23 protein-coding genes and 1 other RNA gene are annotated in these 24,889 nt (G+C 42.9%); 11 read left to right on the top strand and 13 right to left on the bottom strand.

What is annotated here, in order from left to right; genetic code table 11:
- Window positions 1–121: 121 nt before the first annotated feature.
- Window positions 122–1,927: a DNA topoisomerase III gene (locus A0256_17820; GenBank protein AMR33141.1), complete on the bottom strand. Its 1,806-nt coding sequence runs from the start codon at window positions 1,925–1,927 to the stop codon at window positions 122–124.
- Between the two features lie 76 nt (window positions 1,928–2,003).
- Here A0256_17820 and A0256_17815 point away from each other — a divergent pair, with 76 nt between their 5' ends.
- Together A0256_17815 and A0256_17810 are read left to right on the top strand one after the other, a co-directional pair.
- Window positions 2,004–2,465, top strand: a complete 462-nt coding sequence (locus tag A0256_17815) for a DNA-binding protein (GenBank protein AMR33140.1) — start codon at window positions 2,004–2,006, stop codon at window positions 2,463–2,465.
- Window positions 2,466–2,622: 157 nt separating this feature from the next.
- Window positions 2,623–4,641, top strand: a complete 2,019-nt coding sequence (locus A0256_17810; GenBank protein ID AMR33139.1) for a peptidase M13 — start codon at window positions 2,623–2,625, stop codon at window positions 4,639–4,641.
- Between the two features lie 224 nt (window positions 4,642–4,865).
- On the opposite strand, the gene ffs is transcribed toward A0256_17810, so the two are convergent.
- Together ffs and A0256_17800 are read right to left on the bottom strand one after the other, a co-directional pair.
- Window positions 4,866–4,964, bottom strand: an RNA gene (ffs, locus tag A0256_17805) — signal recognition particle sRNA small type.
- A gap of 250 nt (window positions 4,965–5,214) precedes the next feature.
- Window positions 5,215–5,847, bottom strand: a complete 633-nt coding sequence (locus tag A0256_17800; protein ID AMR33138.1) for a hypothetical protein — start codon at window positions 5,845–5,847, stop codon at window positions 5,215–5,217.
- A 70-nt stretch (window positions 5,848–5,917) separates the two neighbouring features.
- Between A0256_17800 and A0256_17795 the strand changes: the two genes are divergently transcribed.
- The 3 genes from A0256_17795 to A0256_17785 all read left to right on the top strand — a co-directional run bounded on the left by A0256_17795 (window position 5,918) and on the right by A0256_17785 (window position 8,740).
- Entirely contained in the window at window positions 5,918–7,102 is a 1,185-nt protein-coding gene (locus tag A0256_17795; GenBank protein AMR33137.1) for a DNA polymerase IV, read from the top strand.
- A gap of 287 nt (window positions 7,103–7,389) precedes the next feature.
- Window positions 7,390–7,929, top strand: coding sequence for an adenylyl-sulfate kinase (locus A0256_17790; protein ID AMR33136.1), 540 nt, complete (start codon window positions 7,390–7,392; stop codon window positions 7,927–7,929).
- Window positions 7,895–8,740, top strand: a complete 846-nt coding sequence (locus A0256_17785; GenBank protein ID AMR33135.1) for a hypothetical protein — start codon at window positions 7,895–7,897, stop codon at window positions 8,738–8,740. The genes A0256_17790 and A0256_17785 overlap by 35 nt, the downstream gene beginning before the upstream one ends.
- A gap of 22 nt (window positions 8,741–8,762) precedes the next feature.
- Here A0256_17785 and A0256_17780 read toward each other — a convergent pair whose 3' ends face one another.
- The 4 genes from A0256_17780 to A0256_17765 are packed head-to-tail and all read right to left on the bottom strand — an operon-like array spanning window position 8,763 to window position 10,956.
- On the bottom strand, window positions 8,763–9,284 hold the full coding sequence (locus tag A0256_17780) for a hypothetical protein (GenBank protein AMR33134.1): 522 nt from the start codon (window positions 9,282–9,284) through the stop codon (window positions 8,763–8,765).
- A 13-nt stretch (window positions 9,285–9,297) separates the two neighbouring features.
- Window positions 9,298–9,888, bottom strand: coding sequence for a hypothetical protein (locus A0256_17775; GenBank protein AMR33133.1), 591 nt, complete (start codon window positions 9,886–9,888; stop codon window positions 9,298–9,300).
- Entirely contained in the window at window positions 9,875–10,375 is a 501-nt protein-coding gene (locus A0256_17770) for an RNA polymerase subunit sigma-24 (GenBank protein ID AMR33132.1), read from the bottom strand. The genes A0256_17775 and A0256_17770 overlap by 14 nt, the downstream gene beginning before the upstream one ends.
- Window positions 10,376–10,428: 53 nt before the next feature.
- Window positions 10,429–10,956, bottom strand: coding sequence for a hypothetical protein (locus A0256_17765; GenBank protein AMR33131.1), 528 nt, complete (start codon window positions 10,954–10,956; stop codon window positions 10,429–10,431).
- Window positions 10,957–11,012: 56 nt separating this feature from the next.
- On the opposite strand from A0256_17765, the gene A0256_17760 reads away from it, so the two are divergent.
- The 5 genes from A0256_17760 (at window position 11,013) to A0256_17740 (ending at window position 14,210) form a co-directional block, all read left to right on the top strand.
- Complete coding sequence (locus A0256_17760) at window positions 11,013–12,386, top strand: C4-dicarboxylate ABC transporter (GenBank protein ID AMR33130.1); 1,374 nt, start codon at window positions 11,013–11,015, stop codon at window positions 12,384–12,386.
- Window positions 12,387–12,478: 92 nt separating this feature from the next.
- On the top strand, window positions 12,479–12,853 hold the full coding sequence (locus tag A0256_17755) for a four helix bundle protein (protein AMR33129.1): 375 nt from the start codon (window positions 12,479–12,481) through the stop codon (window positions 12,851–12,853).
- 45 nt (window positions 12,854–12,898) lie between these two features.
- A complete protein-coding gene (locus A0256_17750; protein AMR33128.1) occupies window positions 12,899–13,402 on the top strand; it encodes a hypothetical protein in 504 nt (167 codons plus the stop codon).
- 68 nt (window positions 13,403–13,470) lie between these two features.
- The gene (locus A0256_17745) at window positions 13,471–13,779 is read left to right on the top strand and encodes a 50S ribosomal protein L21 (protein AMR33127.1); all 309 of its coding nucleotides are present in this window, start codon (window positions 13,471–13,473) and stop codon (window positions 13,777–13,779) included.
- Between the two features lie 50 nt (window positions 13,780–13,829).
- Window positions 13,830–14,210, top strand: coding sequence for a 50S ribosomal protein L27 (locus A0256_17740; GenBank protein AMR33126.1), 381 nt, complete (start codon window positions 13,830–13,832; stop codon window positions 14,208–14,210).
- A 214-nt stretch (window positions 14,211–14,424) separates the two neighbouring features.
- Here the strand turns inward: A0256_17740 and A0256_17735 are convergent, their stop codons facing one another.
- The 4 genes from A0256_17735 to A0256_17720 form a co-directional block, all read right to left on the bottom strand.
- Window positions 14,425–16,053, bottom strand: a complete 1,629-nt coding sequence (locus tag A0256_17735; protein ID AMR33125.1) for a hypothetical protein — start codon at window positions 16,051–16,053, stop codon at window positions 14,425–14,427.
- Window positions 16,054–16,100: 47 nt separating this feature from the next.
- Complete coding sequence (locus A0256_17730) at window positions 16,101–16,514, bottom strand: hypothetical protein (protein ID AMR33124.1); 414 nt, start codon at window positions 16,512–16,514, stop codon at window positions 16,101–16,103.
- A 10-nt stretch (window positions 16,515–16,524) separates the two neighbouring features.
- The gene (locus tag A0256_17725; GenBank protein AMR33123.1) at window positions 16,525–17,490 is read right to left on the bottom strand and encodes an isoprenyl synthetase; all 966 of its coding nucleotides are present in this window, start codon (window positions 17,488–17,490) and stop codon (window positions 16,525–16,527) included.
- Between the two features lie 78 nt (window positions 17,491–17,568).
- Window positions 17,569–19,710, bottom strand: coding sequence for a ribonuclease R (locus tag A0256_17720; GenBank protein AMR33122.1), 2,142 nt, complete (start codon window positions 19,708–19,710; stop codon window positions 17,569–17,571).
- A 374-nt stretch (window positions 19,711–20,084) separates the two neighbouring features.
- Between A0256_17720 and A0256_17715 the strand changes: the two genes are divergently transcribed.
- Window positions 20,085–21,422 carry a hypothetical protein gene (locus tag A0256_17715; GenBank protein ID AMR33121.1) on the top strand — a complete coding sequence of 446 codons (1,338 nt, stop codon included), beginning with the start codon at window positions 20,085–20,087 and terminating at the stop codon, window positions 21,420–21,422.
- Between the two features lie 165 nt (window positions 21,423–21,587).
- Here the strand turns inward: A0256_17715 and A0256_17710 are convergent, their stop codons facing one another.
- Together A0256_17710 and A0256_17705 are read right to left on the bottom strand one after the other, a co-directional pair.
- Window positions 21,588–22,295, bottom strand: coding sequence for a 3'-5' exonuclease (locus tag A0256_17710; protein ID AMR33120.1), 708 nt, complete (start codon window positions 22,293–22,295; stop codon window positions 21,588–21,590).
- A 134-nt stretch (window positions 22,296–22,429) separates the two neighbouring features.
- Window positions 22,430–24,853 (bottom strand): penicillin-binding protein 1C, encoded by a 2,424-nt coding sequence (locus tag A0256_17705; protein ID AMR33119.1) that lies wholly within the window; start codon window positions 24,851–24,853, stop codon window positions 22,430–22,432.
- Between the last annotated feature and the right edge of the window lie 36 nt (window positions 24,854–24,889).

The following is a 24,889-nucleotide window of genomic DNA, read 5'->3' as shown; positions in this document are numbered from 1 at the left end:
ATGTGCCGAAGTACACAGAAACGCCAAAGTGTTTGCCTACGGGTGTTTCAGCGATGTCACACTTACGCTGTATTGCCCCACTATTAAAACTACTTTAGGAGATGAACATCTGTAGCTAATTTTATTTAGCCAATACCATAGCCTTACCTGCTGTAAGCAACTCTTGTGTAATGGCGCGGGTGTATGTTTTTATTTCTTCCTGAAATTCAGCTACCGATGCACCTGTTCTGATCTCTTCCAATCTTTTTTCCCAGTTGCCGGTAAGTTCGGCTTGTGCTATTCGGTGGTTTTTTACAACTTCATAAACCGAAAGGCCCATTGGAGTGGGTACCAGGTTTTTCTTTTCGCGGGCGATGTAGCTGCGCTTCAATAGCGTTTCTATCATGGCTGCACGGGTTGCAGGGGTACCCAGTCCGCTATCCTTCATGGCCTGGCGAAGTTCCTCGTCGTCAATTTCTTTACCGGCGGTTTCAAGCGCTTTGAGCAGGCTGGCTTCGTTGTACAGCGGTTTTGGTTTGGTTTGTTTTTCCAGCAGTAATTTATCATTAATAGGCAGTATATCACCCTGTTTCACTTTAGGCAGCGTTGCGTTTTCTTCATCTTTCTTTTCTTCATCCTTATCATTAAATACCGCCCGCCAGCCGGCTGTTTTGATTACCGTGCCGCTTGCTACGAATTTAGTGCCTGATAGTACCGTGATCCTGGTGATTTCTTTAATGCAATCCGTATGAAATGCTTCCAGCATCCGGCCGGTTACCATATCATAAATAGCCTGCTGGTCGGCTGATAAATTTCGAGCCTGCTCACCGGTGGGCAATATGGCATGGTGATCTGTTACCTTCTTTGCATTCACACTCCGTTTGTTCAGTTTGGCACTTACCAGAAAAGTTGCCTGTTTACCAAATTCTGGATGATCGGAAAACTTAGCAATCAGGGCGGGAACTTCCGCAAAAACATCATCACCAATGTACCGGCTCCCCGTACGTGGATAAGTTACCAGTTTGCTTTCATAAAGGTTCTGCAGTAAACCAAGGGTTTGGTCGGCAGTAAAGCCCTTTCGTTTATTGGCTTCCTGTTGCAGGCTGCTCAAATCATGCAATAGCGGAGGGGGCTCTTTACGTGGTTTGGCGTCCACATTTTCTACCACGCCTGTGGCTTCTACCAGTTCCAAAACGGCTTGCGCTTCTTCCCTGGTTTTAAAGTTTTTTTCTGATATGGCCTTAAAACGCTGCCCGTTTTTATCCGGCTCGATGCTGACCTGATAAAAGGACTGCGGTATAAAGTTTTTATTTTCCAGGTAGCGCGCGCAGATCATCGCCAGGGTAGGCGTTTGTACCCTGCCAAGCGACAATACCGCCTGTGTGCCAGATGATAGACTTAGGGCTTGTGTGGCATTCATTCCCACCAGCCAATCAGACTGAGAGCGGCAATGCGCGGAATTAAAAAGGGTATCGTAGTCCGATCCGGGTTTAAGATTGCGAAAACCATCCTTAATTGCTGCATCAGTTTGTGAAGAGATCCAAAGCCTTTTGAATGGCTTTTTGCATTTAAGATAATAGTAGATATAGCGGAAGATCAATTCTCCCTCGCGCCCGGCATCGGTAGCAACAATTATTTCTGTGGCCTCATCAAAAAGCGCTTTGATAATATCCAGCTGTTTGCGCACACCCGGGTCTTCCACCATACCATCTTTTGTTTTTATCTTACGGATAGAAAGCTTGAATTTAGCTGGCAGCATGGGCAGGTTCTGCACATTCCATCCGTAAAAGCCGTATTCCTGCGGCGGGGCAAGCTGCAGCAAATGGCCAAAAGCCCACGTAAAAGTGTAGCCCTTGCCTTCAATATACCCGTCTTTTTTAGTGGTGGCACCAAACACTTTTGCTATCTCTCTTCCAACAGAGGGTTTCTCGGCAATGATAACTTTCATAAGGAATGCCGGCGAAAGTAGAGAAATACGCAGCCAGGTGCAACCAATGTGGAGAAATGATGTTATATTTGTAATTATGGGCAGATCCACAGAAACATTTAGTAAAAAAGAACGCGAGAAGAAAAAATCTATCAAGTTAAAAGAGAAAAAAGAAAAGGCAGAAGACCGTAAGGCAAATGGCTCAAAGGGCAAATCGCTTGATGACATGATGGCTTATATCGATGAAGATGGTAACATTACCTCTACGCCACCAGATCCTAACAAACGCAAGAAGATTGTTACCGAAGACATCCAGATCAGTGTGCCAAAACAAGCGGAACTGACTGAGCAAGACAGATTGCGAACCGGTACGGTAACCATGTTCAACAGCGCTAAAGGCTTCGGCTTTATCCGTGATCATGTTACGCAGGAAAGCATTTTTGTACACGTTAATGGCTTAACAGAAGAAGTAAGAGAAAACGACAAGGTCAACTTTGAAACCGAGCAGGGTCAAAAAGGCCTGAATGCCATTAAGGTAAAGATTGTTCCGAAAGCATAATATAGCAACTTCGTAGATTTTAAATGCCGTACTCAGTGAGATTATCTTAATCCACCTGGTATGGCATTGTTTTTTGGTGCCGATGCCAAAACTGATGGTCGGGCAAATTTTTGTGCTACTTAACAGAAAATAATTATCTTTAAGCAAATTGATAATTATGAATAAAGCGTTCTACCTCTGTGCAGCATTGATAGTTCTAAGTGCCTGGAGTTACCTGGATGATCAACGGAAAAGTTTTGTTGATGTAGCAGGAATTGATTCCCTGATTAAACCCGGTGATAATTTCTTTCGCTTTGTTAACGGCCGCTGGTACGACACCGCAAAAATCGCTGGTGACCAATCAGGAGTGGGCTCATACAGTTTCATGAACATACCCCAAAAGCAGCTGCTGCAAAACATCCTGGATAGTGTTTCAAGAACTAACAATCTCACAGGAAGCATTGACCAAAAAGTAGGCGATTTCTATGCCTCGGGTATGGATATCGCAACTATAAATAAGCGCGGGTATCAGCCTGTTAAACCCATACTCGCACATATAGATGCTATCGCCAGCGTACCATCATTGATGAAATTTATAGCGGAGCAACTTAGAACAGGAAATGGCCAGATTATTAGTTTTGATGTTTCTCCGGATAACAAAAACAGCAGTATCAATATTGCCCATGTTTATCAAACTGGCATAGGTTTGCCTGAAAGAGATTATTATTTTAAATCGGATGCACCTACGATCCGCATTCAGCAAGCCTATAAAAAATATTTGCGCACGCTATTCCAATTAACAGGGAGCACGCTTGCAAACGCTACCAGGAATGCAAATATCGTTTACGGCATCGAGAAACAAAATGCTGCGTCTCATAAAACCAATATAGAGTTAAGGGATATTAACGCAAATTACCATAAAATAGCGGTTGCATCCATTAACAAATCACAAACTAATATAGGCTGGACAAAACTACTTGGCTATCTGGGTGCCAAAACCGATTCAATAGATATGGCTCAGCCAGTGTATTACAGCAAGTTAAACGGCCTGCTTAAATCGATATCGCTAAATGACTGGAAGATCTATTTGAAAGCCAACACGCTGCAAAACTATGCTGAAACACTAAGCACACCCTTTGTAGATGCCTCTTTCGAATTCAACAAGGTATTGTACGGTCAGAATACGCAAAAATCCCGCAGGCAAATCATGACCCAAAACGTAGATAGCTATTTAGGGCAAGCATTAGGGCAACTATATGTAAAGCGTTATTTTAACGAAGATGCAAAAAAACGCGTGCTAATATTGGTAAACAATCTTCAAAAATCTTTTGAAAACAGGATTAATCAGCTGGATTGGATGAGCGATAGCACCAAACAAAAAGCCCGGGAAAAATTATATGCAATCACCAAAAAAATAGGATACCCTGATAAATGGCGGAATTATGATAACGTACAGATCAGCAGAACAAAATACTTTGAAAATATTGTGTTGCTTAAACAGAATGACTATCAGTTTCAATTAGCCAAACTGAACAAGCAGGTTGATAAGACGGAATGGGGTACCACGCCGGCTACGGTTACCGCTTATTACAATCCGCCTTTTAATGAAATTGTTTTCCCGGCTGGTATTCTGCAATTTCCTTATTTTGACTTTTCAGCTGACGATGCTATCAATTATGGGGGTATCGGTATGGTAATCGGTCATGAAATGACGCACGCTTTTGACGACCAGGGTGCACAGTTCGATAAGGATGGCAATGTGAAAAATTGGTGGACAAAGGGTGATTATCAAAAGTTCAGGGATAAAACCAACCAGTTAGCCAAGCTATATGGTTCTTTTACCGTTTTAGACACGGTGCATATAAAAGGCGCGCTTACATTGGGAGAAAATACCGCAGACAACGGCGGAATAGCAATTGCCTATGATGCATTTAAGATGACCCAACAGGGTAAAGGCAATGATAAGATTGATGGTTTTACACCAGACCAGCGCTTTTTTCTGTCTATCGCCAGGATCTGGCGTGTGAAAACCAGAGATGCATTTCTCCGCACATATGTAAATACCAATCCGCACTCACCGGCCATGTGGCGTGTAAATGGGCCTTTGATGAATTTTGAGCCATTTTACCAGGCATTTGCCGTAAAGCCAGGTGATCAAAATTACAAGGCACCTGACCAAAGAATCAAGATTTGGTAGTAAACATATCTTTACGAATGGGTGTACATACATTAATGGGCGCCCATTCGTTCGACTATAACGAAATTTGACGAAGTCTTTCTAAAATCTATAATATAGTCTTAATAATTTCGAGCTAGCTATAACGATTGCAAGGGTATTAACAATTTCATCCAGATTTAAATTTTCTGCATGATGGTTTCTTAGATCAGGAAAAGTTGAATTTTGGAAAAAAGGAAAATAAAAAAGGGTAAGCTACTTTTATCGCGCCGCTCAACTCTCTACCCTTGCTGTGTTCCCACCCTGGGGGAGTTCAAGAGGAGCTGGCCGTAAAAGACTTACCCCGGCGCAAAGATAGAAAAATGATGTGTTTACGGTTAATAAATTGTTAAAAAAGCTCTTTTTGCTTACTGTTGCCTCATTATCAGTACGAAAGATTTGTTTGCAGTAGTTTGAAGGTTGCAGTAGATGATTTAACAATGCTGGTTATAGGCAGGTGAAGCCTTTGATTGCATCAGGACGCGTCATAATATAGCCAACGCAAAAAATAAATGCATTCCCGCAATCATTTGCAATAATCATCCTCAGGTTAGCTTAAAAAAACTTAACCTGTTTCTCGGCAGCTATCTCTGCCTTTGCCAGTTGCTGGGCTTTCCACGTATTTTTCTCCAGCATTGCCGTCGCATTTTTAAACTCAATTGTTTTGTAAGGCTCCCACTTTCCGTGTGTCGTACCAAAGCTTTCCCGTTGAAGTACTTTTAGTTCTCTTAACCAAAACGGTTCCGCTAACTTCTTATGCTGAAAGTTTGGCCATAATTTCTTAAAGTCTACTTCGGCTATATTCCGCACAACAGGAATGTGGGGGAATACCGTTTTTTTTATGTTCAGATTTTTGCAAAGCAGTGCAAACCAACTCTCCATAGCAGGTGTACTCCGCATGTAGGCGTAAATGGCAAATTTACCATGCAATTGGGAAATGTTCTTAAAGCCATCCATGTGTAATAATACAGGCGGCATGACGCTTAGTCTGGCATGCAGGTTTTCCATCGCGGTTTCAGTCATGTATGGTTTTTGCCGGTCTAATTGGTTTACGATAATATTAGCCGGGGATTGCAAGCCAGGGAAATCGCCGATATATTTTGCCGATGCCTTCTTATAACGCATGACTTCGGTTTTGATCACTTCAGGTGGTGTCAGCAGGAAAAGGTAATCAGTATAGCCGGTCATATCACACGATTTATCAGTACAAAAATTGCTAAATACTTTAGTATTTCAAACTTAATTTTCATATTTGTGAATGGATGCGCAGCGGCATATTGTACATATAGATCTCGATTCTTTCTTTGTTTCCGTGGAGCGGAAGTTCGATCCTTCCCTTATCGGTAAGGCGGTAATTATTGGCGGCTCGGCAGATCGTGGTGTGGTTGCCTCGTGCAGTTATGAGGCCAGGGCCTTTGGGGTGCATTCAGCGATGCCTACGCGCCAGGCCCTGAAGCTTTGCCCGCATGCTATTGTTATCCATGGCAGGCATGGGCGCTATAGCGAGGCCTCAAGAGAAGTTACAGAGATCATCCACCGCAGTGTGCCGCTTTACCAAAAAACATCAGTAGATGAGTTCTATATAGATCTGAGTGGTATGGAACGATTTCATGACCCATACCAGATAGCCAGCGAACTGCGCCAAACAGTGATGCGTGAAACTGGACTGCCCATCTCATTTGGGATGGCGACGGGCAAAACCATTGCAAAAATGGCTACTAACCAGGCAAAGCCAAACGGGCAGCTATGGGTAAAAGCAGGGGAGGAGAAAGCTTTTTTGGCTCCGTTGAATATCCGGAAGATTCCGGGACTGGGCGAGCATACCTGCCAAAAGCTTTATCAGTATGGTATTGAGAAAATAGGCGATCTTCAAAAAGTAAATATTAAGTTTCTGGAAACCGTTTTTGGAAAATCCGGCACTTACATTTATAATAAAGCCAACGGAATTGATGATAGCGAAATCGTTCCTCACGAAGGCAGAAAATCCATCTCTACTGAAACAACCTTTGAGAGTGACGTGAACGACAAGCGCACCCTGGAAAACGTACTGGTAAGTATGACCGAAGAACTTGCGGGCAAATTGCGCCGGGAAAATAAGGTGAGTAGTTGCCTTGCCATCAAAATTCGGTATGCTAATTTTGAAACCCACACTCAGCAGCAAAAAATCTCCCTTACGGCTGCTGAGCATATCCTTATACCAGGTATCAAAAATTTGTTGAACAAGGCCTGGAACCAGCACCGGCCCATCCGGCTCATTGGTGTAAAGCTCAGCAACCTTTGTACCGGCAGTTATCAGATCAATTTATTTGAAGATAACGAAGAGCGCATCCGTCTTTACCAGGCTATGGATAATATCAATTTTAAGTTTGGCGATAAGACGGTTTGCCGCGCCGCGGGTATGGAGATCGGAGCAAGGACCTTTAATCCTTTTATGAAAAGCTAGGCGTTTGTTTGCCAATGACTGGAAACTGCAAAATTAATGCTTGAATATCGTACGTACTATAACAATTCTGATATAAAGCTTTGAGCGTCTTTGCTTAAAAGTAAAAATTTCGATACATTTTGTTAGCCTTTTTGTTTATCGGTACAAACGTCCTGTTTGCCGATTCTTAACGTGGGGCACACTTTTTTTGACTGAATTTGGCCTAAGGCATCAAGGATAAATTTCGAATCATACCGATGTGAAAGATTGCGTGTTGCCTGCTAGTTAACATCAAAATACCTACTGAAATGATTATTCTCCTTTGTGGCCTATCAGGGGCCGGTAAAACTACGCTGGCAAAAAAGGTAAAGTTAAAGCTTCAGGCTAGCGGCAAATCCGTTGAAATTATAGATGGCGACGAATACCGCACTAAGCTATTTAAAGAATTGACTTATACCCGGCAAGACAGGTTTGAGAACATTCGCCGCCTGGGTTTTATTGCGGGCAAATTTAGCAATCATGGCATTGTAACCATCATTAGCGCCATCAATCCTTATGAACAGATCAGGAATGAACTGTTAGTATCCTACCCCGATTTATACACTGTTTTTGTGGATTGCCCATTGGAAGTGCTGATTTCGCGTGACACTAAAGGATTTTACAGCAGGGCTATGTTGCCAGAGGAGCACCCCCATAAGCTGCCTAATCTCACCGGGATCAACGACCAGTTTGATAGGCCCCTGCAGCCAGATCTTTATATTAACACAAATATCAACAGCGTAGAGGACTGTACTTATATGCTTTACAATTTCATTGTTAACCAAAAACAATTGGTACGTGCCTGCTAACACATTAATAATCGCCGGTATGCACCGCTCGGGTACATCTTTAATAAGCCAGTGGTTAAACCGCTGCGGCTTAAACCTGGGCGATGACATGCTGGGTGCCAGCTCGGGCAATTTGGACGGACATTTTGAAGATTTGGACTTTTTGCGGTTTCATAGCGATATACTGGATGCCAACAATCTCGCAAATTCCGGATTTACCACAAAATCAATAGAACTATTATCACCGCGCCAGAAAGAAAAACTCCAATGGATCATCGATTTTAAAAGTCAGACGCAAGGACAATGGGGTTGGAAAGATCCGCGTACCTGCCTGTTTCTGTTGCATTATAGGGAGTTTTTGCCGGGCGCTTACTATTTAAATATCGTACGTGATTATAAATCAACGGTAAGCTCCATGATTCGTAGGGACTTTATGGAATTTGAAGCCAAATACTTAATAAGGCCATGGCTCTCAAAGCAGGTGTGGCTAAAATTACGAAGAGCGAGGAAAATGAATAAATTTTACCATGAGCGCGCAGCATTTTACCTGCAGATATGGTTAAGTTATAATGAGGAAATCCTGAAAAATATTCAAACGCTGCCCGCCAGCCATTTTATAGTGGTTGATCATCGGGATTTGTTTGAATATGATAAAAAAGTGTTTAATCATTTAATTGAAAACTGGAAATTTGACCTTACTTACTGTAATTTCAGCACGATATTTAAAAAAAATCTGATAAGTAAAGTGATAAATGTAGACAGTTATATTGCTGATAAGGATTTGATAACTAAAGCGCGTAGAATAGAGAAAGTGCTCAGGCAACACATCTAACTATTGGTCTTACTGTGCAGATTTACAGACTTTTCCTCATCAACAGATCGGTTTGCAGATCGTTCCCGAGCATAAATGGATGGCTCCCGGTAACAGCGAACCCTTGGCTTTCGTAAAAGCGAATCGCTCCTGGATTATGCTCCCACACGCCGAGCCAGATATAACTAAACTTATTTTCCATAGCTTTTTTAATAGCAAAATCTATCAGCTGTTTGCCTATTTGCTGCCCCTGGTAGGCTTGCAGCACATAAAGCCGCTCAATTTCCAAAGCGTCCGGATCCTTAAACTCTGTTTGGGCAGTGTTGTAATTTAATTTGATATAACCGGCAATCTCGCCATTGACTAACGCGTAATAGAAATGCGAATTGGGGTTACTAAGCTGTTTTTCAAAAGATGGGAGCGTAAATGCATTAGCAGCAAATATTTCCATATCTGCTGCCTTATTGAGATGGGCAAACGCATCAAAAAAGGTTACGCGGCTAAGCTCCAGCAGGGTTAGTGCATGATCACTGGGAACCCGGACTATAGTAAGTTTCGGCGGCATTTCGTGAAAATACTCAATCAAACTGATCCTGCAATCGTACCAGTCGGTCTATCATTAAATTCAGCTTTTCCTGTTCACTGGCAAAAATCCGACCCTTTAGATAAAAAGTGCAAAACAATAGCCAGGAAGCCGTTAAACCGTAAGCCAGCAATTTAAATGTGGTGGACGCGCTTTGCAATACTTCGAAGAAATAAAGTGTAAGTCCGATGCTCAGCAGCAGTACGTAAAGATAATACATCCAACCGTAGATGGTAGCACGACTTTTTTGATATTGTTTTAAGTCTTCCAGGTATGCCGATGGATTTGTTGTTAGATCCTGCTTGTTGATAAGGCGGTAATCTCTAATCATCATAATAACATAACCCACCATGGTAGACAGGATCACCGCGATGCCCATATAGGTTATCCAGGATTGAAATACAAAGAATAGCATCACGGCAAAAATCCCGGATAAAGCCAGCAACATGCCCGTAATACTCCAGAATAAGTTACGGGTTAAGTTACTCATTCCTTTTTTAACCTGCTTTAATATTTCATCAACCGCTATCGGCTCCAGTTTTGGCTGTCCCTGCCAAACCATCAATAAATGATCAAAGTCTTTCATAATGGTTGTATAATTCTGTTAATTTTTGTTTGATACGATATATCTTCACTCTTAAATTCCCCTCTGATATACCCGAAACATCTGCTATTTCGGGGTATGGCACTTCATCGAGTACCAGCGTTATTATAATTCTTTCCGACTCCTCCAGTTTAGATATACACTTGTACAACAAAGCCACCTGTTCATTCTTTTCAGAAAACTCCTCGCGTTTGGTTTCAGCAATGGTTGGGGTCAGCTCATCCTTTGCCTGCCTTTTTTCCGACCGCAGGTAGGTTAAACAGGTGTTAACCGCAATTCGGTAGATCCAGGTTGATATCAGCGCCTGATTACGAAACTTGTGCAGATTTTGCCAAACCTTTAAAAACGTTTCTTGCAACAGATCGTTGGCGGCATCATCATCACCCGTGTAACCGTAGCACAAGTGGAAAATTTTCTTCGAATTGGCTTCATATACCTTCCTGAAAGCTTCTTCTTTATTATCGGCCACTTGTTAATAGTTTAGTAGATTTTTATAGTTTCGACGAAGATATATGGTGTTTGTTACAACATATAACTTTTTTTATTTAGCCATGGCAATTTATTGTCGGCATCTTCCAGTAAAGCATTGTATTCCTGGCTGTAATCAAACTGCAGATCCTCATGCAGTTTTCCAATAGAAGTTTTAACTTTTTCCAGTTGCCGGGTCAAAATCAGCCGAATGGGCTTATAAGAAGTTTGGCGAACAACGTACTGCAGGTAATTTTGGCAAAAATTCAATAACAATTCTATCTCGGCGGGTTTTGTACCAATAAACTTGGTGTATTTGCTAAGCATCTTCAAGATCTTGCGGAGACCTTTTGCCGTAAAATAGCTTTGGGGAGGCAACTGGCTGAACATAAACCCAGCTTCAGCTTTAATGCTTTCTATGAAATCCTGCTCCGCGGTAGCCTCAAACAGCAAGTAGGCCAGCAATTCTTTGTTCTCCTTTTTGTAACGTGCCAGTCGCAGGCACAACTCGGCTAGTTGCTCTTGCGGCAGGTGCTGTATTTCTTTCTTTATTTGTTGTAGACCGTAAGTAGTGATGCTCATATTAAAGTTTCTGCAGCATAGTAAAATTTGTAGTTTAGCGGCACTGATCAAATCAAATGCAAAAAAACAAACTCACTCTGTATATTTTCATTGCGCTGGTACTTGGCGTTATTGCCGGCTACATTTATAATGTAACCATTATAGATTCCATCAATAATAAAATGAGTGTTGCCGAGGCAAATATAAAAGCCATAGACACCCGCTTGCTGGCCAGTAAAGATACCACAACCGCAGTTTATACCGCGCTTAAAACACAACGCAAAGACGAAGTAAAAGTTCGCAAAGAAAACGATACCGCAAGGGAAGATAAACTTGTTGGTTTTACTGTGCTCAGCGATATTTTTTTAAGACTTATAAAAATGATCGTAGCACCACTGGTGTTTACCACTTTGGTGGTGGGCGTTGCCAAGGTAGGGGATATTAAGTCGGTAGGGCGAATTGGAGGAAAAACGCTGCTTTGGTTCTTGAGCGCCACCCTTGTTTCGTTATTGCTTGGCATGATGCTGGTTAACTTTTTTAAACCGGGTGAGGCCATGCACCTGCCCTTGCCTGATAGTCACTTAGCTACAGGTATTCAAAAAACAGCTTTATCGCTTCGCGACTTTATAGGGCACGTTGTCCCCAAAAGTTTTATAGAATCGATGGCCAATAATGAGATTTTGCAGATTGTCGTATTCTCTCTCTTTTTTGGTGTAGCTACCGCTGCAATTGGAGAGCAGGGACTGATTGTCATCAAAGCATTGGATGCCATAGCGCACGTGATCTTAAAGATCACCGGCTATGTAATGAAGCTGGCACCGCTGGCGGTTTTTGGAGCGATCACAGCGATTATAGCCAAACAGGGGCTCGGTATTTTATCCACTTACGCCATTTTTATTGGTGAGTTTTATTTCTCGCTGTTGATCCTGTGGACGGTTATCGTGTTGGCCGGATTTGCAGTATTGCAAAAACGGGCGTTTAACCTGGTTGCCGGAATCAAGGATGCCATGCTGATCGCTTTTAGCACATCAACAAGCGAAGCAGCTTATCCCAAAGTACTGCTTGAACTGGAACGCTTTGGCTGCAATAACAAGATCGTAAGCTTTGTGCTCCCGTTAGGTTACTCATTCAACCTCGATGGTTCGATGATGTACATGACCTTTGCATCTCTGTTTTTGGCACAATCCTACGGCATTCATTTATCGTTCAGTCAGCAATTATCCATGCTGCTGGTATTGATGCTGACCAGCAAAGGGATAGCTGGCGTGCCCCGTGCATCTTTGGTGGTAATTGCAGGTACAATATCATTATTTAATATTCCGGAAGCGGGCCTGGCCCTGTTAATAGGCATAGATCCCTTACTTGATATGGGCCGATCTGCAACCAATGTATTGGGTAATGCTATGGCTACTGCCGTAGTGAGCAAATGGGAGGGAGAGCTGGATAATTAGTGAATTAGTGAATGACTGATTTAGTGATTATTGACTGGCGCGTGGCGAAACTTAGTTAAATAAATACTTACTTTGTTCCGATTATTTTAATTATGCCAGATACTAATAAAGCTGACTTTGCTGAGGCATTCAGAAATCGAACTAAAAGATTTGTTGTAGATAATATCAAATTCTTCAGAACGCTGCCGAAAACAGAGGAAGCCAAAATTATTGGTCGACAATTACTGAGATCATCTTCTTCAGTAGGCTCCAATTATCGCGCCGCTTGTCGGGCAAGGTCACAAGCGGAATTCCACGCCAAGCTATCTATCGTGGTAGAAGAGGCGGATGAGTCTGCTTTTTGGATGGAGGTTCTTGTAGAATCCGACGTTGTTAAACATACGGATTTAATCACTTTGTTGGAAGAAGCTAATCAAATCCTGAGAGTCACCTCCGCTGCGAGAAAGACAGTTTCTAAAGATAGATAATTCTAAATTCACTCAATCGCTAACTCATTCATTCACTAATTAATTATCCCCGTGCGTTCTAAAAAGATTTTCCTTGTTTTAAGTATAATCGTTCCTATTTTGTTTTACTGTATATACTATTACGGTATGATGGTAAAAAATGCACCGTATAAGTTTTCGGAGCTTCAGTCTATCCAGTTTCAGTATGGATATCGCGATAGCATGCTGAATAAGTATGATTCCCGCACCGATAGTTACCAATATCTTAACCGGAAGGATTCATTAGTTAAAATCCACCTGCGTTTAACTAACGATGATCTGCTTTACCTGCACCGTAAAGCAGCAGAGCTGGGTTTTTGGGATTTCCCGGCTGACGAGACTAACAATGAATCTAAAGCGCGTGTACCCCGCTTCATTATTCAGTATAACTATAAACGTAAAAGCAAAAAAGTTACGTTTGATGCCAATTTTGACGGGCACGAGAAACTGGTTGATGCCAACCAGCGCCTTATTAAAGAGTTGCAGAAGATGCTGTCGGGTGCGGAATCGCGTCAAAAAAACATCAAATAACGCATTGGAATTTAATTTATTAATCCGTATGTTTGCACCTCAAAATTTAAAACAATAATTAATCAACAATGTACGCAATAGTAAGTATAGCCGGACAGCAATTTAAAGTTGCAAAAGACCAGCAGATCTTTGTACACCGTTTACAGGGAGATGAAGGCGCTAGTATTGAATTTGACCAAGTATTGTTAGCAGAAAACGAAGGTAGCTTTAAATTAGGTTCAGACCTGGCAAGCGCTAAAGTTTCAGCTAAGATCGTGTCTCATTTAAAAGGTGATAAAGTAATTATCTTCAAAAAGAAAAGAAGAAAAGGCTACCAGAAGAAAAATGGTCACCGTCAGCAATTTACCAAGATCGAGATCACAGGTATCACATTATAATTAAATTTTAACCGGGCCGATCAACGTCTGCTCACAAAAGAAATTAAGAAATGGCACACAAAAAAGGGGCCGGTAGTTCAAGAAACGGCCGCGAATCACATAGCAAGCGTTTAGGTATCAAAATTTTCGGTGGTCAACCAGCTATTGCAGGTAACATCATCGTTCGTCAGCGTGGTACTAAACATAACCCGGGTTTAAACGTAGGCATTGGTAAGGATCATACCTTATTTGCTTTAACAGCCGGACATGTAGTATTTAAAAAGAAAGCAGATAACCGTTCTTACGTTTCTGTTATTCCTTTTGAGATCTCAGCTGTAGCGGAAGACCTTGCACCAGCACCTGTTGCTGCTGCTGAAGCTGCACCCGTTGCAGAAGAGTCTGTTGCTAAGAAGGCACCAAAAGCTAAAAAAGAAGAAGCAGCTGCTGAATAATTTTAGCAAGCTCACAATATTGAGAAAGCCTCGAATCGTTTGATTCGGGGCTTTTTTATGCTTTTATTCCTGTGATAAACCTTTTCATGACTTGCCAAAACAAATCAATCTTGTAGGATAAGTAGTCAACTACTTCGGGTGAGATTGTTTATCCGCCAATTTGCTCTTAGCTTATGCCGAGTCTTGCAAAAATCTGAGAATTTGGAGCTATGATCTATTCATAGCTCACCTTCTTAAAATACCAGCCGTCCGCATCAATGACCGGCATAGTCTTGCTCGTGACGCTTACTCCTTTGGCAGTTACCGTAACATGTTGAACACCCGCATCCGTAGTAACATCCAGCGGTAACGCCATATCCAGGTTTTGAAGTTTGATCAAATATTTGCCCTCTTGTCGTTGCGCTACTATATCAAACTCTACCTTATTGGTAGTACGCAGGTAGAGGTCAAACATAGGTTTCAGGCTTTTGCCATAGGCCTTGCTGAAATATTGCTCCACATCATCGGTATTGTTCAGGTGATCGTAGGTATGATTCGGATCGGTGACAAAACCTTTTAGGGTGGGGAAAAACAGGCTATCGCCCATAACATAGTTAAGGGTGTGCATAAAGAACCCGCCCTTGCCATAAATATCTCCGTTATAGGCAGATTCCTCGTCGATATCTTTACCCAATACGATCGGTAATTTATTCTGAAATCCCTTAACTGAATTTTGGAATAGCTTGATGTAAGCAGGCTTCCCTGCGAACTCTAAAGTAAACAACGCGTCTGCATAAGTATTGATCCCCTCATGGATCCAATAGTCGGCCCAGTCAATAGCGGTAACTTTGTTGCCCCACCATTCGTGACCGAATTCATGGTGCAGCAGCCAGTCGTAATCCTGACCGCCAACTTTTACGTACCTGAACTTATTGCCATAAGCCACCATGCTTTGGTGCTCCATACCAAGGTGGGGCGTTTCTACCAAACCGGCTTTTTCTTTTGCCCAGGGATATTCGCCAAAATATTTTTCCTTCTCGTGGATCGTTTGCTCCCAGATGTCCATCAGCTTTGCTGCTTTGCCGGCATGTTCATTCAGTACATAAAACTCCATGGGTACGGTACGACCGGCTACGCTTTTGTAAGTGCGTTTAACCAGTTTATAATCGCCTACATTGAACAGTATGCTATAGTTATTGATGGTGTAGTTGGTTTTCCAGTGGAAGGTAGCTTTATCGCCATTAGTAGATTTCTTTACCAAGATACCAGGTCCTGCAACAACCAAATCCTTTGGAACGGTAATGATCAATTCTGCACCTTCATTTGGCTCATCAGACGGGTGATCTTTGCAAGGATAGTATATTTTGCCGCCTGTGCCCTCGGCGGTGATGGCCAGCCAGTTATGGCCGGTGGAGTCGCGCGTCCAAGTAAATCCATCATCCCACGGCGGGCGGACGGCCACATGCGGCTTACCGCCATAGATCACTTTCACACTGGCCTTACCTGCAGGCAATTCCTTTACTGTGTTAATGGTGATCATATTGTTTTTATATTCAAACGGTTCCTTCGTGCCGTTGATCGATACCTGTTTTACATTCAAAGAATCCAACAGATCAAACAACAATACATGCGTTGGTTTGGCCGTGATGAGATCTATGGTAGTGTATCCATCTATCGACTTCTGCTCAAAGTTAACATCTAAGGCAATGGTATAATGCCGGATATCCACATTGGCCTGCTCGGGTTTAAGTTTGCCACCGGATGTGATCTTGCTTTTTTGCGCGGAGACAACCAGTGTTGATGCTACGAATGCTAGGGTATAGATTGTTTTTTTCATTTTCTCTTTTGGATATTCGATGCTCATTGGAAGTGTGAAACTACATCTAACAATCTTATTTTTGTACAGGAGGCTTAATAACTTTTTGCAGCGCTGAATATTATCGGCACTGTATAGGCCACAACTATCGGTTTTCCCATCTGCATTCCGGGAGTCCATTTTGGAGATGCTTTTAATATGCGCAATGCTTCTTTATTGTAGGCCGGACGAAGACTTTTTAAAATTTTGAAATTCGTTAATCTTCCGTCTTTCTGAATAATAAAAGTGATAATAACTTTGCCTTCTATTTGAGGGTCGTTTTTTGGCCAGCGTAAATTTTCTTTAATGAAATTTTTGAAAGCGTCCTCACCTCCGGGGAACTTTGGAGAAACTTCGTACTCGATGAAAGAATTTTGCGGACTTACCGAATCGGTTTTTGCTTGCGGTGATTGTGCGTGAGCATTCACTATCGTCACAAACAGAAAAGCGGCAGGTAATAACTTTTTCATCTCCGTGTATTTAATATTCCCTCACCAGCAACCCATCGGCAAAGTCGCGCAAATATTGTTTGCTTTGTTCGGGGAGATTGATCTGCTCCAGTGCTTTAAAAGCTTTTTCAGCATAGGCCTGCATTTCATCTTCGGCATAACGGCGTACGTCTGCAGCGTTATATATAGCTGTTACTGCTGCTACTTTCTCAGCGGCATTAAATTCCTTTGCAGCCAGCCATGTATCCAGTTCAGCACTGCTTGTTAATTCAAGCGCCTTGATCAGCAAATATGTTTTTTTATTGGAGATGATATCGCCGCCAACCTGCTTGCCAAATTTTTCCGGGTCGCCGTATACGTCCAGAATATCATCCTGCAATTGAAAAGCAATGCCGAGGTTGATCCCAAAAACGGATAACAGATCGGCATCTTTTTGATCAGCTTCGCCGATGAGCGCACCAATTTTTAGGGCCCCGCCTAACACTACAGCAGTTTTAAGGCGGATCATGTTGATATATTCATCAATACTGATGTCACTGCTGGTCTCAAACGTCATATCCAGCTGTTGTCCCTCGCAAACGCCTACTGCTGTATCGTTAAAAATATCCAGCACCTGGCGCAAAATATCGTTACGAACCTGCATCATTAGTTTATAACCCTCTATCAGCATCACGTCGCCGCTCAGGATAGCTACATTTTGATTCCATTTTTCGTGTACTGTGGAGCGGCCGCGCCGCTTAGGAGCGTTGTCCATAATATCATCATGCATCAGCGTGAAATTATGGAACACCTCAATAGCCAAAGCGGGAGGTAAGGCAGCTTCAACATCGCCGCCAAATAGGTCGCAGGCCATCAAAAGCAAGGCAGGGCGCATACGTTTGCCGCCAATGGCTAATATGTAGGTTATCGGTTCATACAATTCCGCCGGGTAAAGTGGATACTTTAATTTTGCAACGGATGTAGCAATCAGTGCTTGCAGATCTTCGAGTTTTCTCATTTGGGGGTCGACTGGGTGAAATGTTAGGGGTATATTTTTTCCAACAATCACTAAATCAGTAATTCACTAAATCAATCATTAACTCTGTACCAAACTAAAATCTATTTGTTTCTTGGTCAGGTCCACATTTTTTACTTTGATACTAACCTCATCGCCCAGTTGATAAATTTTCTTCTTTCGCTGGCCGATGATAGCATAATTTTTCTCGTCTAAAGTATAAAAATCATCGCTGATATCGCGCAGGCGAATCATGCCTTCGCATTTATTTTCGATGATCTCCACATACATGCCCCATTCGGTAACACCAGAGATAATGCCGGTAAATGTATTGCCCACCTGGTCTTTAAGGTACTCGGCCTGTTTGTATTTAACAGACGAGCGTTCGGCGTCAGCCGCCTTCTTTTCCATTTGCGAGCTGTGCTTGCAAAGTTCTTCGTAATGATCGGCATTGGCGCTTTGTCCACCGTTTAGGTAATGAAAAAGCAGGCGATGCACCATCACATCGGGGTACCTCCGGATAGGCGAGGTAAAATGGGTGTAATGGTCGAACGCTAAGCCGTAATGGCTGCTGGTTTTTGTGGTGTAGATAGCCTTCGCCATCGACCTGATAGCCAGGTGAGTAAGTACGTTTTGCTCTTTCTTCCCTTCAACATCCTCCATCAAAAAATTCAGGGACTTTGCAGTTTCCTTGTCAGACTTGGTATTGATCTTATACCCAAACCTTGCTGCAAACTGGGCAAAGTTGGCCAGGGCATCAGGTTTAGGGGAGTCGTGAGCACGGTAAACAAAAGTGTATTTATGCTTGCCTTTGCCCATCTTATTCACATATTCTGCAACCTTTTTATTAGCCAGCAGCATAAAATCTTCAATCAGCTTATGGGCATCTTTACGTTCTTTTACATATACACCGGTTGGCTTGCCGGTTTCATCCAGTTTGAATTTAACCTCGGTAGTTTCAAAGCTGATGGCTCCCGCTTTAAACTTGCGTTCGCGCAGTTTGTAGGCCAGTCCGTTCAGTTTTTCTATCTCTTCAACATAGTCGCCGGTTTTGGTTTCTATTACATCCTGCACTTCCTCATAGGTAAAGCGCCTGTCACTATGGATCACCGTTCTGCCGAACCATTGTTCTACTATATTGGCATTGTAGTCAAGTTCAAATACAGCTGAAAAACACAGTTTATCTTCTTTTGGCCTGAGTGAGCACAGGCCGTTTGATAGTCTTTCTGGCAGCATCGGAATCACCCTGTCTACCAGGTAAACAGACGTACCGCGCTCGTATGCTTCCTTATCTAATGCAGAGTCGGGGATAATATAATGTGATACGTCGGCAATATGTACGCCTACTTCGTAGTTACCGTTCTCTAGTTTTTTATAAGATAATGCATCATCAAAATCTTTCGCATCAAACGGGTCGATAGTGAAAGTAAGCACCTCTCTAAAATCGCGGCGTTTGGCAATTTCTTCACTGGAGATCTCAGCCGGAATTTCTTCAGCATCTTTCTCCACATCGGCGGGGAAGGAGAGCGGGAAGCCGTATTCGGCCAGGATAGCGTTCATCTCCGTATCGTTCTCACCCTGATTACCTAAAACGTGCTTAATTCGCCCGATTGGGTTTTTTGCACCGGCAGGCCAGTCGGTAATTTCAGCAACCGCTTTAATCCCGTTTTTGGCACCGTTCAGATCGGTGATGGGGATGAAGATATCGTGCATCATCTTACGGTCATCCGGAATGAAAAAAGCAAAGCGTTCGGAGAGTTTTACGATACCTGTAAACTCCATTTTGTGGCGCTGGATGATCTCGATTACCTCGCCTTCCTGCCGTTTGCCTTTACTGGCGGAGTAAACATAAACTTTTACACGATCGCCATTCAGTGCGTTGCGTAGTTTACGCGGAGCCACAAAAATATCGGTTTCTGCAGGGTCATCTGTAACGATAAAGGCGGACCCATCATTGGTCAGATCTACCTTACCTTCCACGAAGGTTTTCAATTCAAGCAGCTGGAATTTTCCCGGTGTAATTTCTTTTAAAACACCTTTAAATGCCTCCTCTTTCAATACGTCGAATATTACGTCGCGGGCATCAGGATCACGTACATTAAGTTTAGCAGAAACTTGCTTATGATTAAGTGGCGTATTGCCGTTCTGCTCGAATATATCCAACACCATTTGCGCAAGCACTTTGTTGATGGATGAATTGCCTTTACTTTTCTTTTTAGACATAGGTAATATGTAATGCAGCTAAGATAAGGATTTATGCTGAATTGGGTTGTCGATGAAGCGTGTTTCTATTAAACCCCGGAGCGTGAAAAGATAGTATTTGGCATGCAAAATGGCCGTATGGGTTGAAATTAGCTAATTCAATCTCTATTAATCGCACTGTGTTTACGCCAATAAAATTACTTCACTAAACTTGGGTGGTATCTTACTTTATAAGTTACAGACATTCTACAAGACAGATAGGTAATATTTGATGAGGGCATTTATTTATTGATGAATTTTATTAGTTTTATGCTCACAAAAACACCTAAATCTGCCCGGCCCTTATGACCGCTTTTGCCATCCGTGTTTATATAATCGCTTCTCTATTATTCTCGATGTTTTCTTGCAGGAAAAAGCCTGTTTATCTGCCTGTAAATGGATCTGATAATTCCCAAATACAGCAACTGATAAAACAAGGTAAAAATCTACAAAGTGCCCATGCAGATTCGGCTTTGGCAATAGCTGAAAAACTTTCAAAAATTGCAGAGCACACCCATGATAAAACCGCTGTAGTATACAGCGAATTATTTAAAGCGCATTACTTGTGGATGTCTGCCGATCATCAACAGGCTATGGGCATGGCTATAAAAGCACTGGCTGACATCGATAAAAACAAGATCAACCAAGCCTATCCACAGATTTATAGTTTGATCAGTAATCTGCATAAAGAAAATACTAATTATAAAAAGGCATTTGAGTCGCAGCAAAACGCATTGAGCTGGGCAACAACAAATAAGGATACTATGATGATCATCAGTGCGCTGAGCCAAAAAGCGATGCTGACGCATTCGATCAGGAAAGTAAGAAGGGATACAGTCCGGGATACTTCAATCAATATCCAGATCAGGGCCTTGAAAATTGCTGAAAGCAATAGCAAGTATGAGCGCGTATCTATACCGCTTTACGACAATGTAGGGCAGTATTACCTGGACAAAAAAGATTTTGATAAAGCGATTTACTACGCCGGCAAAGGTGCATTTTTGGCCCGGAAACTAAACCAACCACGATCGTTAACTTATGCTTACGCTTGGTTAGGGCAAGCCTGGTTCTTTAAGGGGGAGCAGCAAAAGGGATTGGACTATTTGAATAAGGCGATAGCTATTTCAAGAGAAATAAAAGAGCCTTACCGCGAGATGGAACTTTATGGGCACCTGGAAGATTGCTACGTTGCCATGCAGGATTATAAAACATCACTTAACCTTGTTCTGCGCGCCCAAAAAATGCGCGACTCATTAAAAGTGCGGCAGAATGAAGTAAAGATGAGCGAACTGGAGATCAAATATCAAACCGCCACAAAAGATAAAGCTATTGCTGAAATGGGACACCAGCAATCTGAAAAAAACAGGCAACTGCTGATTGTGGTGGCAGGATGTGTTTTGTTTATCGTATTCACTATTGTTCTTTATTTGCAATATCGACTGATAAGGAAAGATAATCGTTTAAATATAATCAGTAACGTGAAGAAGGATCAAGCGTTACAGAATATCGCTTTTGTTCAGTCGCATGAGATCCGCAAACCTGTAGCTTCCATTATGGGTCTGATCAATGTTTTAAAAGCTAATGATTATGAGGTAGACAAAGAAACACTCAGCAAATTACAGCAGGCTGGTGAAGAGTTAGATACGGTGATAAAATCCATCATTGTTCATGTGGAGGAAGAGGCGATGGGGTAAATCCCATAAATAATAAGAGTTGACATGGTGATTGATAGATAGTTTTAATGTGTTGACAATCAGTTAATTTAAAAAGTTAAACATTGAATTAGATTAAGTTGAGTTAACCCTGATTTGATCTAAAAATCGTAGATAATACGATTTTAAAAGCTTTAATCGTCTCGCTCAGCCCACAATTGTAATACATTCTTCTTCAACCAATGCTTCGCCACGGTAGCGCCTGATAAGTTGCGCCGTGGCAATCACATCCTTTTGGCAATAGGTACAGATACGGGGCAGATCATCTTCCACCCAATAAACATAGCCTACCTGGCTGCCATCAATATCGTCTTTTGAGGTTGGAATATTGAAGATAGCGGTGAGCAGGTTTAGCGAAGTATAATTTTTATAATCGCCGAATTTCCAGAGTTCCATGGTATCGAGGTGGTTGATCTCCCATGGCTTTTTACCTGCTATATGCAAATGGGGAGGGAACTGTACGCCATTGATGAGCATCCGGCGGCAGATGTAGGGAAAATCGAACTCTTTGCCATTATGAGCGCAGAGTATAATACTCGCTGGTTGACTGCTCAGCATCTTGCTGAAATCTTCCAGCAGTTCCTTTTCCTCGTGCCCTGCAAATGATTTAACACGGAGAGCCGTACGTTTTCCATTTAAAAAGATGCCCACTGAGATGCAGACGATCTTACCAAACTCCGCCCAGATTCCGGCCCGTTCATAAAATTCTTCGCCTGTAGCCTCATTGCGCTGCAACCGGGTTTTATGCGCCCATAACTCCTGCATATGTTCGGGTACTTCTGCGTGGGTTGCATATTGCGGTACGGTTTCTATGTCCAATACCATCAGGTTACCAAGGTCATATTGTTCAAGCATGGGTTTTTGATTTGGAAACTAATGTAGATAATATTAATTCGTGTAAAGTCACGAAGTTGCTACTACTTGTTGGATCAATAGCTGACTATTGATTTTCAAAACTCACTTGCGTTGCAAATTTTGTACTTACTCTGTTATTGGCTTTTTAAATCTGTTTTGCGCTGATTGTTTTTATCTAAAATTTCAAAATAGATCACAAGATTATTCCCTTCGGCATCAACCAGGGTTAATTTATGCTTACCTGGAGATGGACTCAACGCAACCTGGTGAAAAGTTGAAGTTTCGGCTACGTACTTGTTATCCAAATGCCAGAAAATTTTAATGCCGGGCTGTCTGTGAGCAGCGTTAAAGATCACCTTCCCGCGTTTCCCATCAACCTCCAGCGGTACGTAGATCTTGGCATTGTCTTTTGGATAGATGAGCTCCATAGGGTTACCATAATCTGCCTCGCCACAACCCGGCTTAAAGCCGGGCAACACATGGTATTGATAGTTTTTGGTTTTGTAATAGTACTCCATTGATGGGGGCAGCACAAACCAGCCTTTATTCACTATATTTTCCGGTAGTTCGCAATTTCCGGTGACCTGGTAGTGTTCATCGGGGGAGAGGTGTACCAGCCGGTGCCATGGGCATGAAGGTGCTTTTAGTCCCGGCTTTGGTACCCATTCTTCTGCAAGATTAGTGCAGTACTGCCCCGCCCGGTAACCGCTTTCTTTACACACGCTGATCTTTATCATTTCGCCCATAGGCATATCGAACCAGTCGCGGGCAGCAGGCAACTGCCGGAATATCTCAAACATGGCAGGGGCGGCGGTGTTGATCCCGGTTAAGCCCGGCCTGCCTTCGCCATCGGTATTGCCTACCCAAACACCCACCACGTATTTTGGCGTAATGCCAATAGCCCAACCATCTCTGAAACCAAAACTGGTTCCGGTTTTCCAGGCAATGCGCTGCGTTGAACTAAACTGTTGCCATAGCATTTCTTCCCCGGGGCGCATCACCTCCTCCATGGCCTGTAAAGTGTAGTATATGGAGCCGGCGTCCAGCAAGCCATTGTTTTCCAGTACGGGTTTTTCTTTTGTTTGTAATTTATATACAGGGTGGTGATAATCGGCGGCATCGTACTTCCCGTTATATTTTTGGTAGTGATTAAGCACTCTTGCCATATCCGCGTAAATACCGGTAAGTTCCCAGAGGGTATTTTCTCCGCCGCCCAATATCAGGGACAAGCCATAGTGATCTGCAGGTTGCGTAAGCGTTGTCACGCCCGCCTTTCGCATCATATCGTAAAAACGTTCGTATTTGTATTGCTGAAGCATTTTAACAGCCGGAACGTTCAATGAGCGCGATAAAGCGTTAGAAGCAGGTACCACACCATCATAGCTCAGATCAAAATTTTCCGGATGATAGCCTGAAATCTGCGTTGGCATATCTGGAATCAGGCTGTTCGGCAGAATTAATCCATCGTGCATCATGGATGCGTACAACAGGGGCTTTAAGGTGCTTCCCGGGCTTCTGGGAGCGCCGATAACGTCAACATCACTCTCCATATTAGGGTCTTCGCGGTGCGAGATATTACCTGCATAGGCGAGGGTTGCCCCGGTTTCCACGTCGAGGACTATTGCCGCTATGTTATTGATATCGTTGCCTTTCAACACCTGGTGATGGCGTTCTAAAATGCCGGTTACCTGCTGCTGCAGGTTGGCTTTCAGAGTGGTGTTGATCCTGGTAAGCTGGTTTCCTTTACTCCTGTTTTCAGCTTTAAATCTTTGCAGCAGGTGAGGAGCGGCCTGCGGTAACGGTATCGGCTTTTCCGGAACCGGTTCAAACTCAGCAAGCTTCGCTGTGGTGCTATCGATAATGCCTTGCTTGTAAAGCCGGTTGAGTAAAAGGTTGCGTTTTTTCAAAAGTGTATGGCGATTTTTACCGGGATGAACCAGCGACGGGGAGTTGGGTAACACCGCTAAAGCGGCCATTTCACCCCAGGATAGTTTATCCGGCCCCCGGCCAAAGTATCGCCAGGCGGCGGCATCCAATCCAATAACATTACTGCCAAATGGAGCGTTACTGGCGTACATGGCCATGATTTGATCTTTACTGTACCCGCATTCCAACCGCAGTGCCATAAAGATTTCACCTGCCTTATTCAAAATAGTACGCTTGTGGTGCGTGGCAAGGCGAATCACCTGCATGGTTAGCGTACTACCCCCGCTAGTCACCCTTTTGGAGCGAATGTTTTGTTTGACAGCCCGAACAAATGCAAAGGGGTCAAAGCCGGGATGATGTTCAAATCGTTTATCCTCGAAAGCGATTATGCATTGCCGGAACTTAGTGGGCACGCTATCATTATAAGGGAATCGCCACTGACCGTCGGACGCGATAGACGCACCAAGCAACTGCCCCGCATCATCGTTGATAACAAAAGAGGTAGGTGTTTTAAACAAAGGATTTGGCAGGCAAAAAGCAAACCATATTCCCAGTCCCAATAAAAACGCCGTTATTATAATTACTTTTGGCTTTTTAAATTGATGTTTAACTTGTTGTAGACGCAGTTGCATTAAAAAGCCGGAACGTTAAATTAACAGCATGAAAGT

It is taken from the genome of Mucilaginibacter sp. PAMC 26640 (assembly GCA_001596135.1).
Lineage (GTDB): Bacteria > Bacteroidota > Bacteroidia > Sphingobacteriales > Sphingobacteriaceae > Mucilaginibacter.
Note: the sequence above shows the minus strand (reverse complement) of the source record. Positions and strands in the feature narration are given on the sequence as shown.

Excerpts from the sequence above, each read along its gene's own strand:
- A0256_17820 (AMR33141.1), bottom strand. The coding sequence starts at position 1,927 with ATGAAAGTTATCATTGCCGAGAAACCCTCTGTTGGAAGAGAGATAGCA.
- A0256_17815 (AMR33140.1), top strand. The coding sequence starts at position 2,004 with ATGGGCAGATCCACAGAAACATTTAGTAAAAAAGAACGCGAGAAGAAA.
- A0256_17810 (AMR33139.1), top strand. The coding sequence starts at position 2,623 with ATGAATAAAGCGTTCTACCTCTGTGCAGCATTGATAGTTCTAAGTGCC.
- A0256_17800 (AMR33138.1), bottom strand. The coding sequence starts at position 5,847 with ATGACCGGCTATACTGATTACCTTTTCCTGCTGACACCACCTGAAGTG.
- A0256_17795 (AMR33137.1), top strand. The coding sequence starts at position 5,918 with ATGGATGCGCAGCGGCATATTGTACATATAGATCTCGATTCTTTCTTT.
- A0256_17790 (AMR33136.1), top strand. The coding sequence starts at position 7,390 with ATGATTATTCTCCTTTGTGGCCTATCAGGGGCCGGTAAAACTACGCTG.
- A0256_17780 (AMR33134.1), bottom strand. The coding sequence starts at position 9,284 with ATGCCGCCGAAACTTACTATAGTCCGGGTTCCCAGTGATCATGCACTA.
- A0256_17775 (AMR33133.1), bottom strand. The coding sequence starts at position 9,888 with ATGAAAGACTTTGATCATTTATTGATGGTTTGGCAGGGACAGCCAAAA.
- A0256_17765 (AMR33131.1), bottom strand. The coding sequence starts at position 10,956 with ATGAGCATCACTACTTACGGTCTACAACAAATAAAGAAAGAAATACAG.
- A0256_17760 (AMR33130.1), top strand. The coding sequence starts at position 11,013 with ATGCAAAAAAACAAACTCACTCTGTATATTTTCATTGCGCTGGTACTT.
- A0256_17755 (AMR33129.1), top strand. The coding sequence starts at position 12,479 with ATGCCAGATACTAATAAAGCTGACTTTGCTGAGGCATTCAGAAATCGA.
- A0256_17745 (AMR33127.1), top strand. The coding sequence starts at position 13,471 with ATGTACGCAATAGTAAGTATAGCCGGACAGCAATTTAAAGTTGCAAAA.
- A0256_17740 (AMR33126.1), top strand. The coding sequence starts at position 13,830 with ATGGCACACAAAAAAGGGGCCGGTAGTTCAAGAAACGGCCGCGAATCA.
- A0256_17735 (AMR33125.1), bottom strand. The coding sequence starts at position 16,053 with ATGAGCATCGAATATCCAAAAGAGAAAATGAAAAAAACAATCTATACC.
- A0256_17730 (AMR33124.1), bottom strand. The coding sequence starts at position 16,514 with ATGAAAAAGTTATTACCTGCCGCTTTTCTGTTTGTGACGATAGTGAAT.
- A0256_17725 (AMR33123.1), bottom strand. The coding sequence starts at position 17,490 with ATGAGAAAACTCGAAGATCTGCAAGCACTGATTGCTACATCCGTTGCA.
- A0256_17720 (AMR33122.1), bottom strand. The coding sequence starts at position 19,710 with ATGTCTAAAAAGAAAAGTAAAGGCAATTCATCCATCAACAAAGTGCTT.
- A0256_17715 (AMR33121.1), top strand. The coding sequence starts at position 20,085 with ATGTTTTCTTGCAGGAAAAAGCCTGTTTATCTGCCTGTAAATGGATCT.
- A0256_17710 (AMR33120.1), bottom strand. The coding sequence starts at position 22,295 with ATGCTTGAACAATATGACCTTGGTAACCTGATGGTATTGGACATAGAA.
- A0256_17705 (AMR33119.1), bottom strand. The coding sequence starts at position 24,853 with ATGCAACTGCGTCTACAACAAGTTAAACATCAATTTAAAAAGCCAAAA.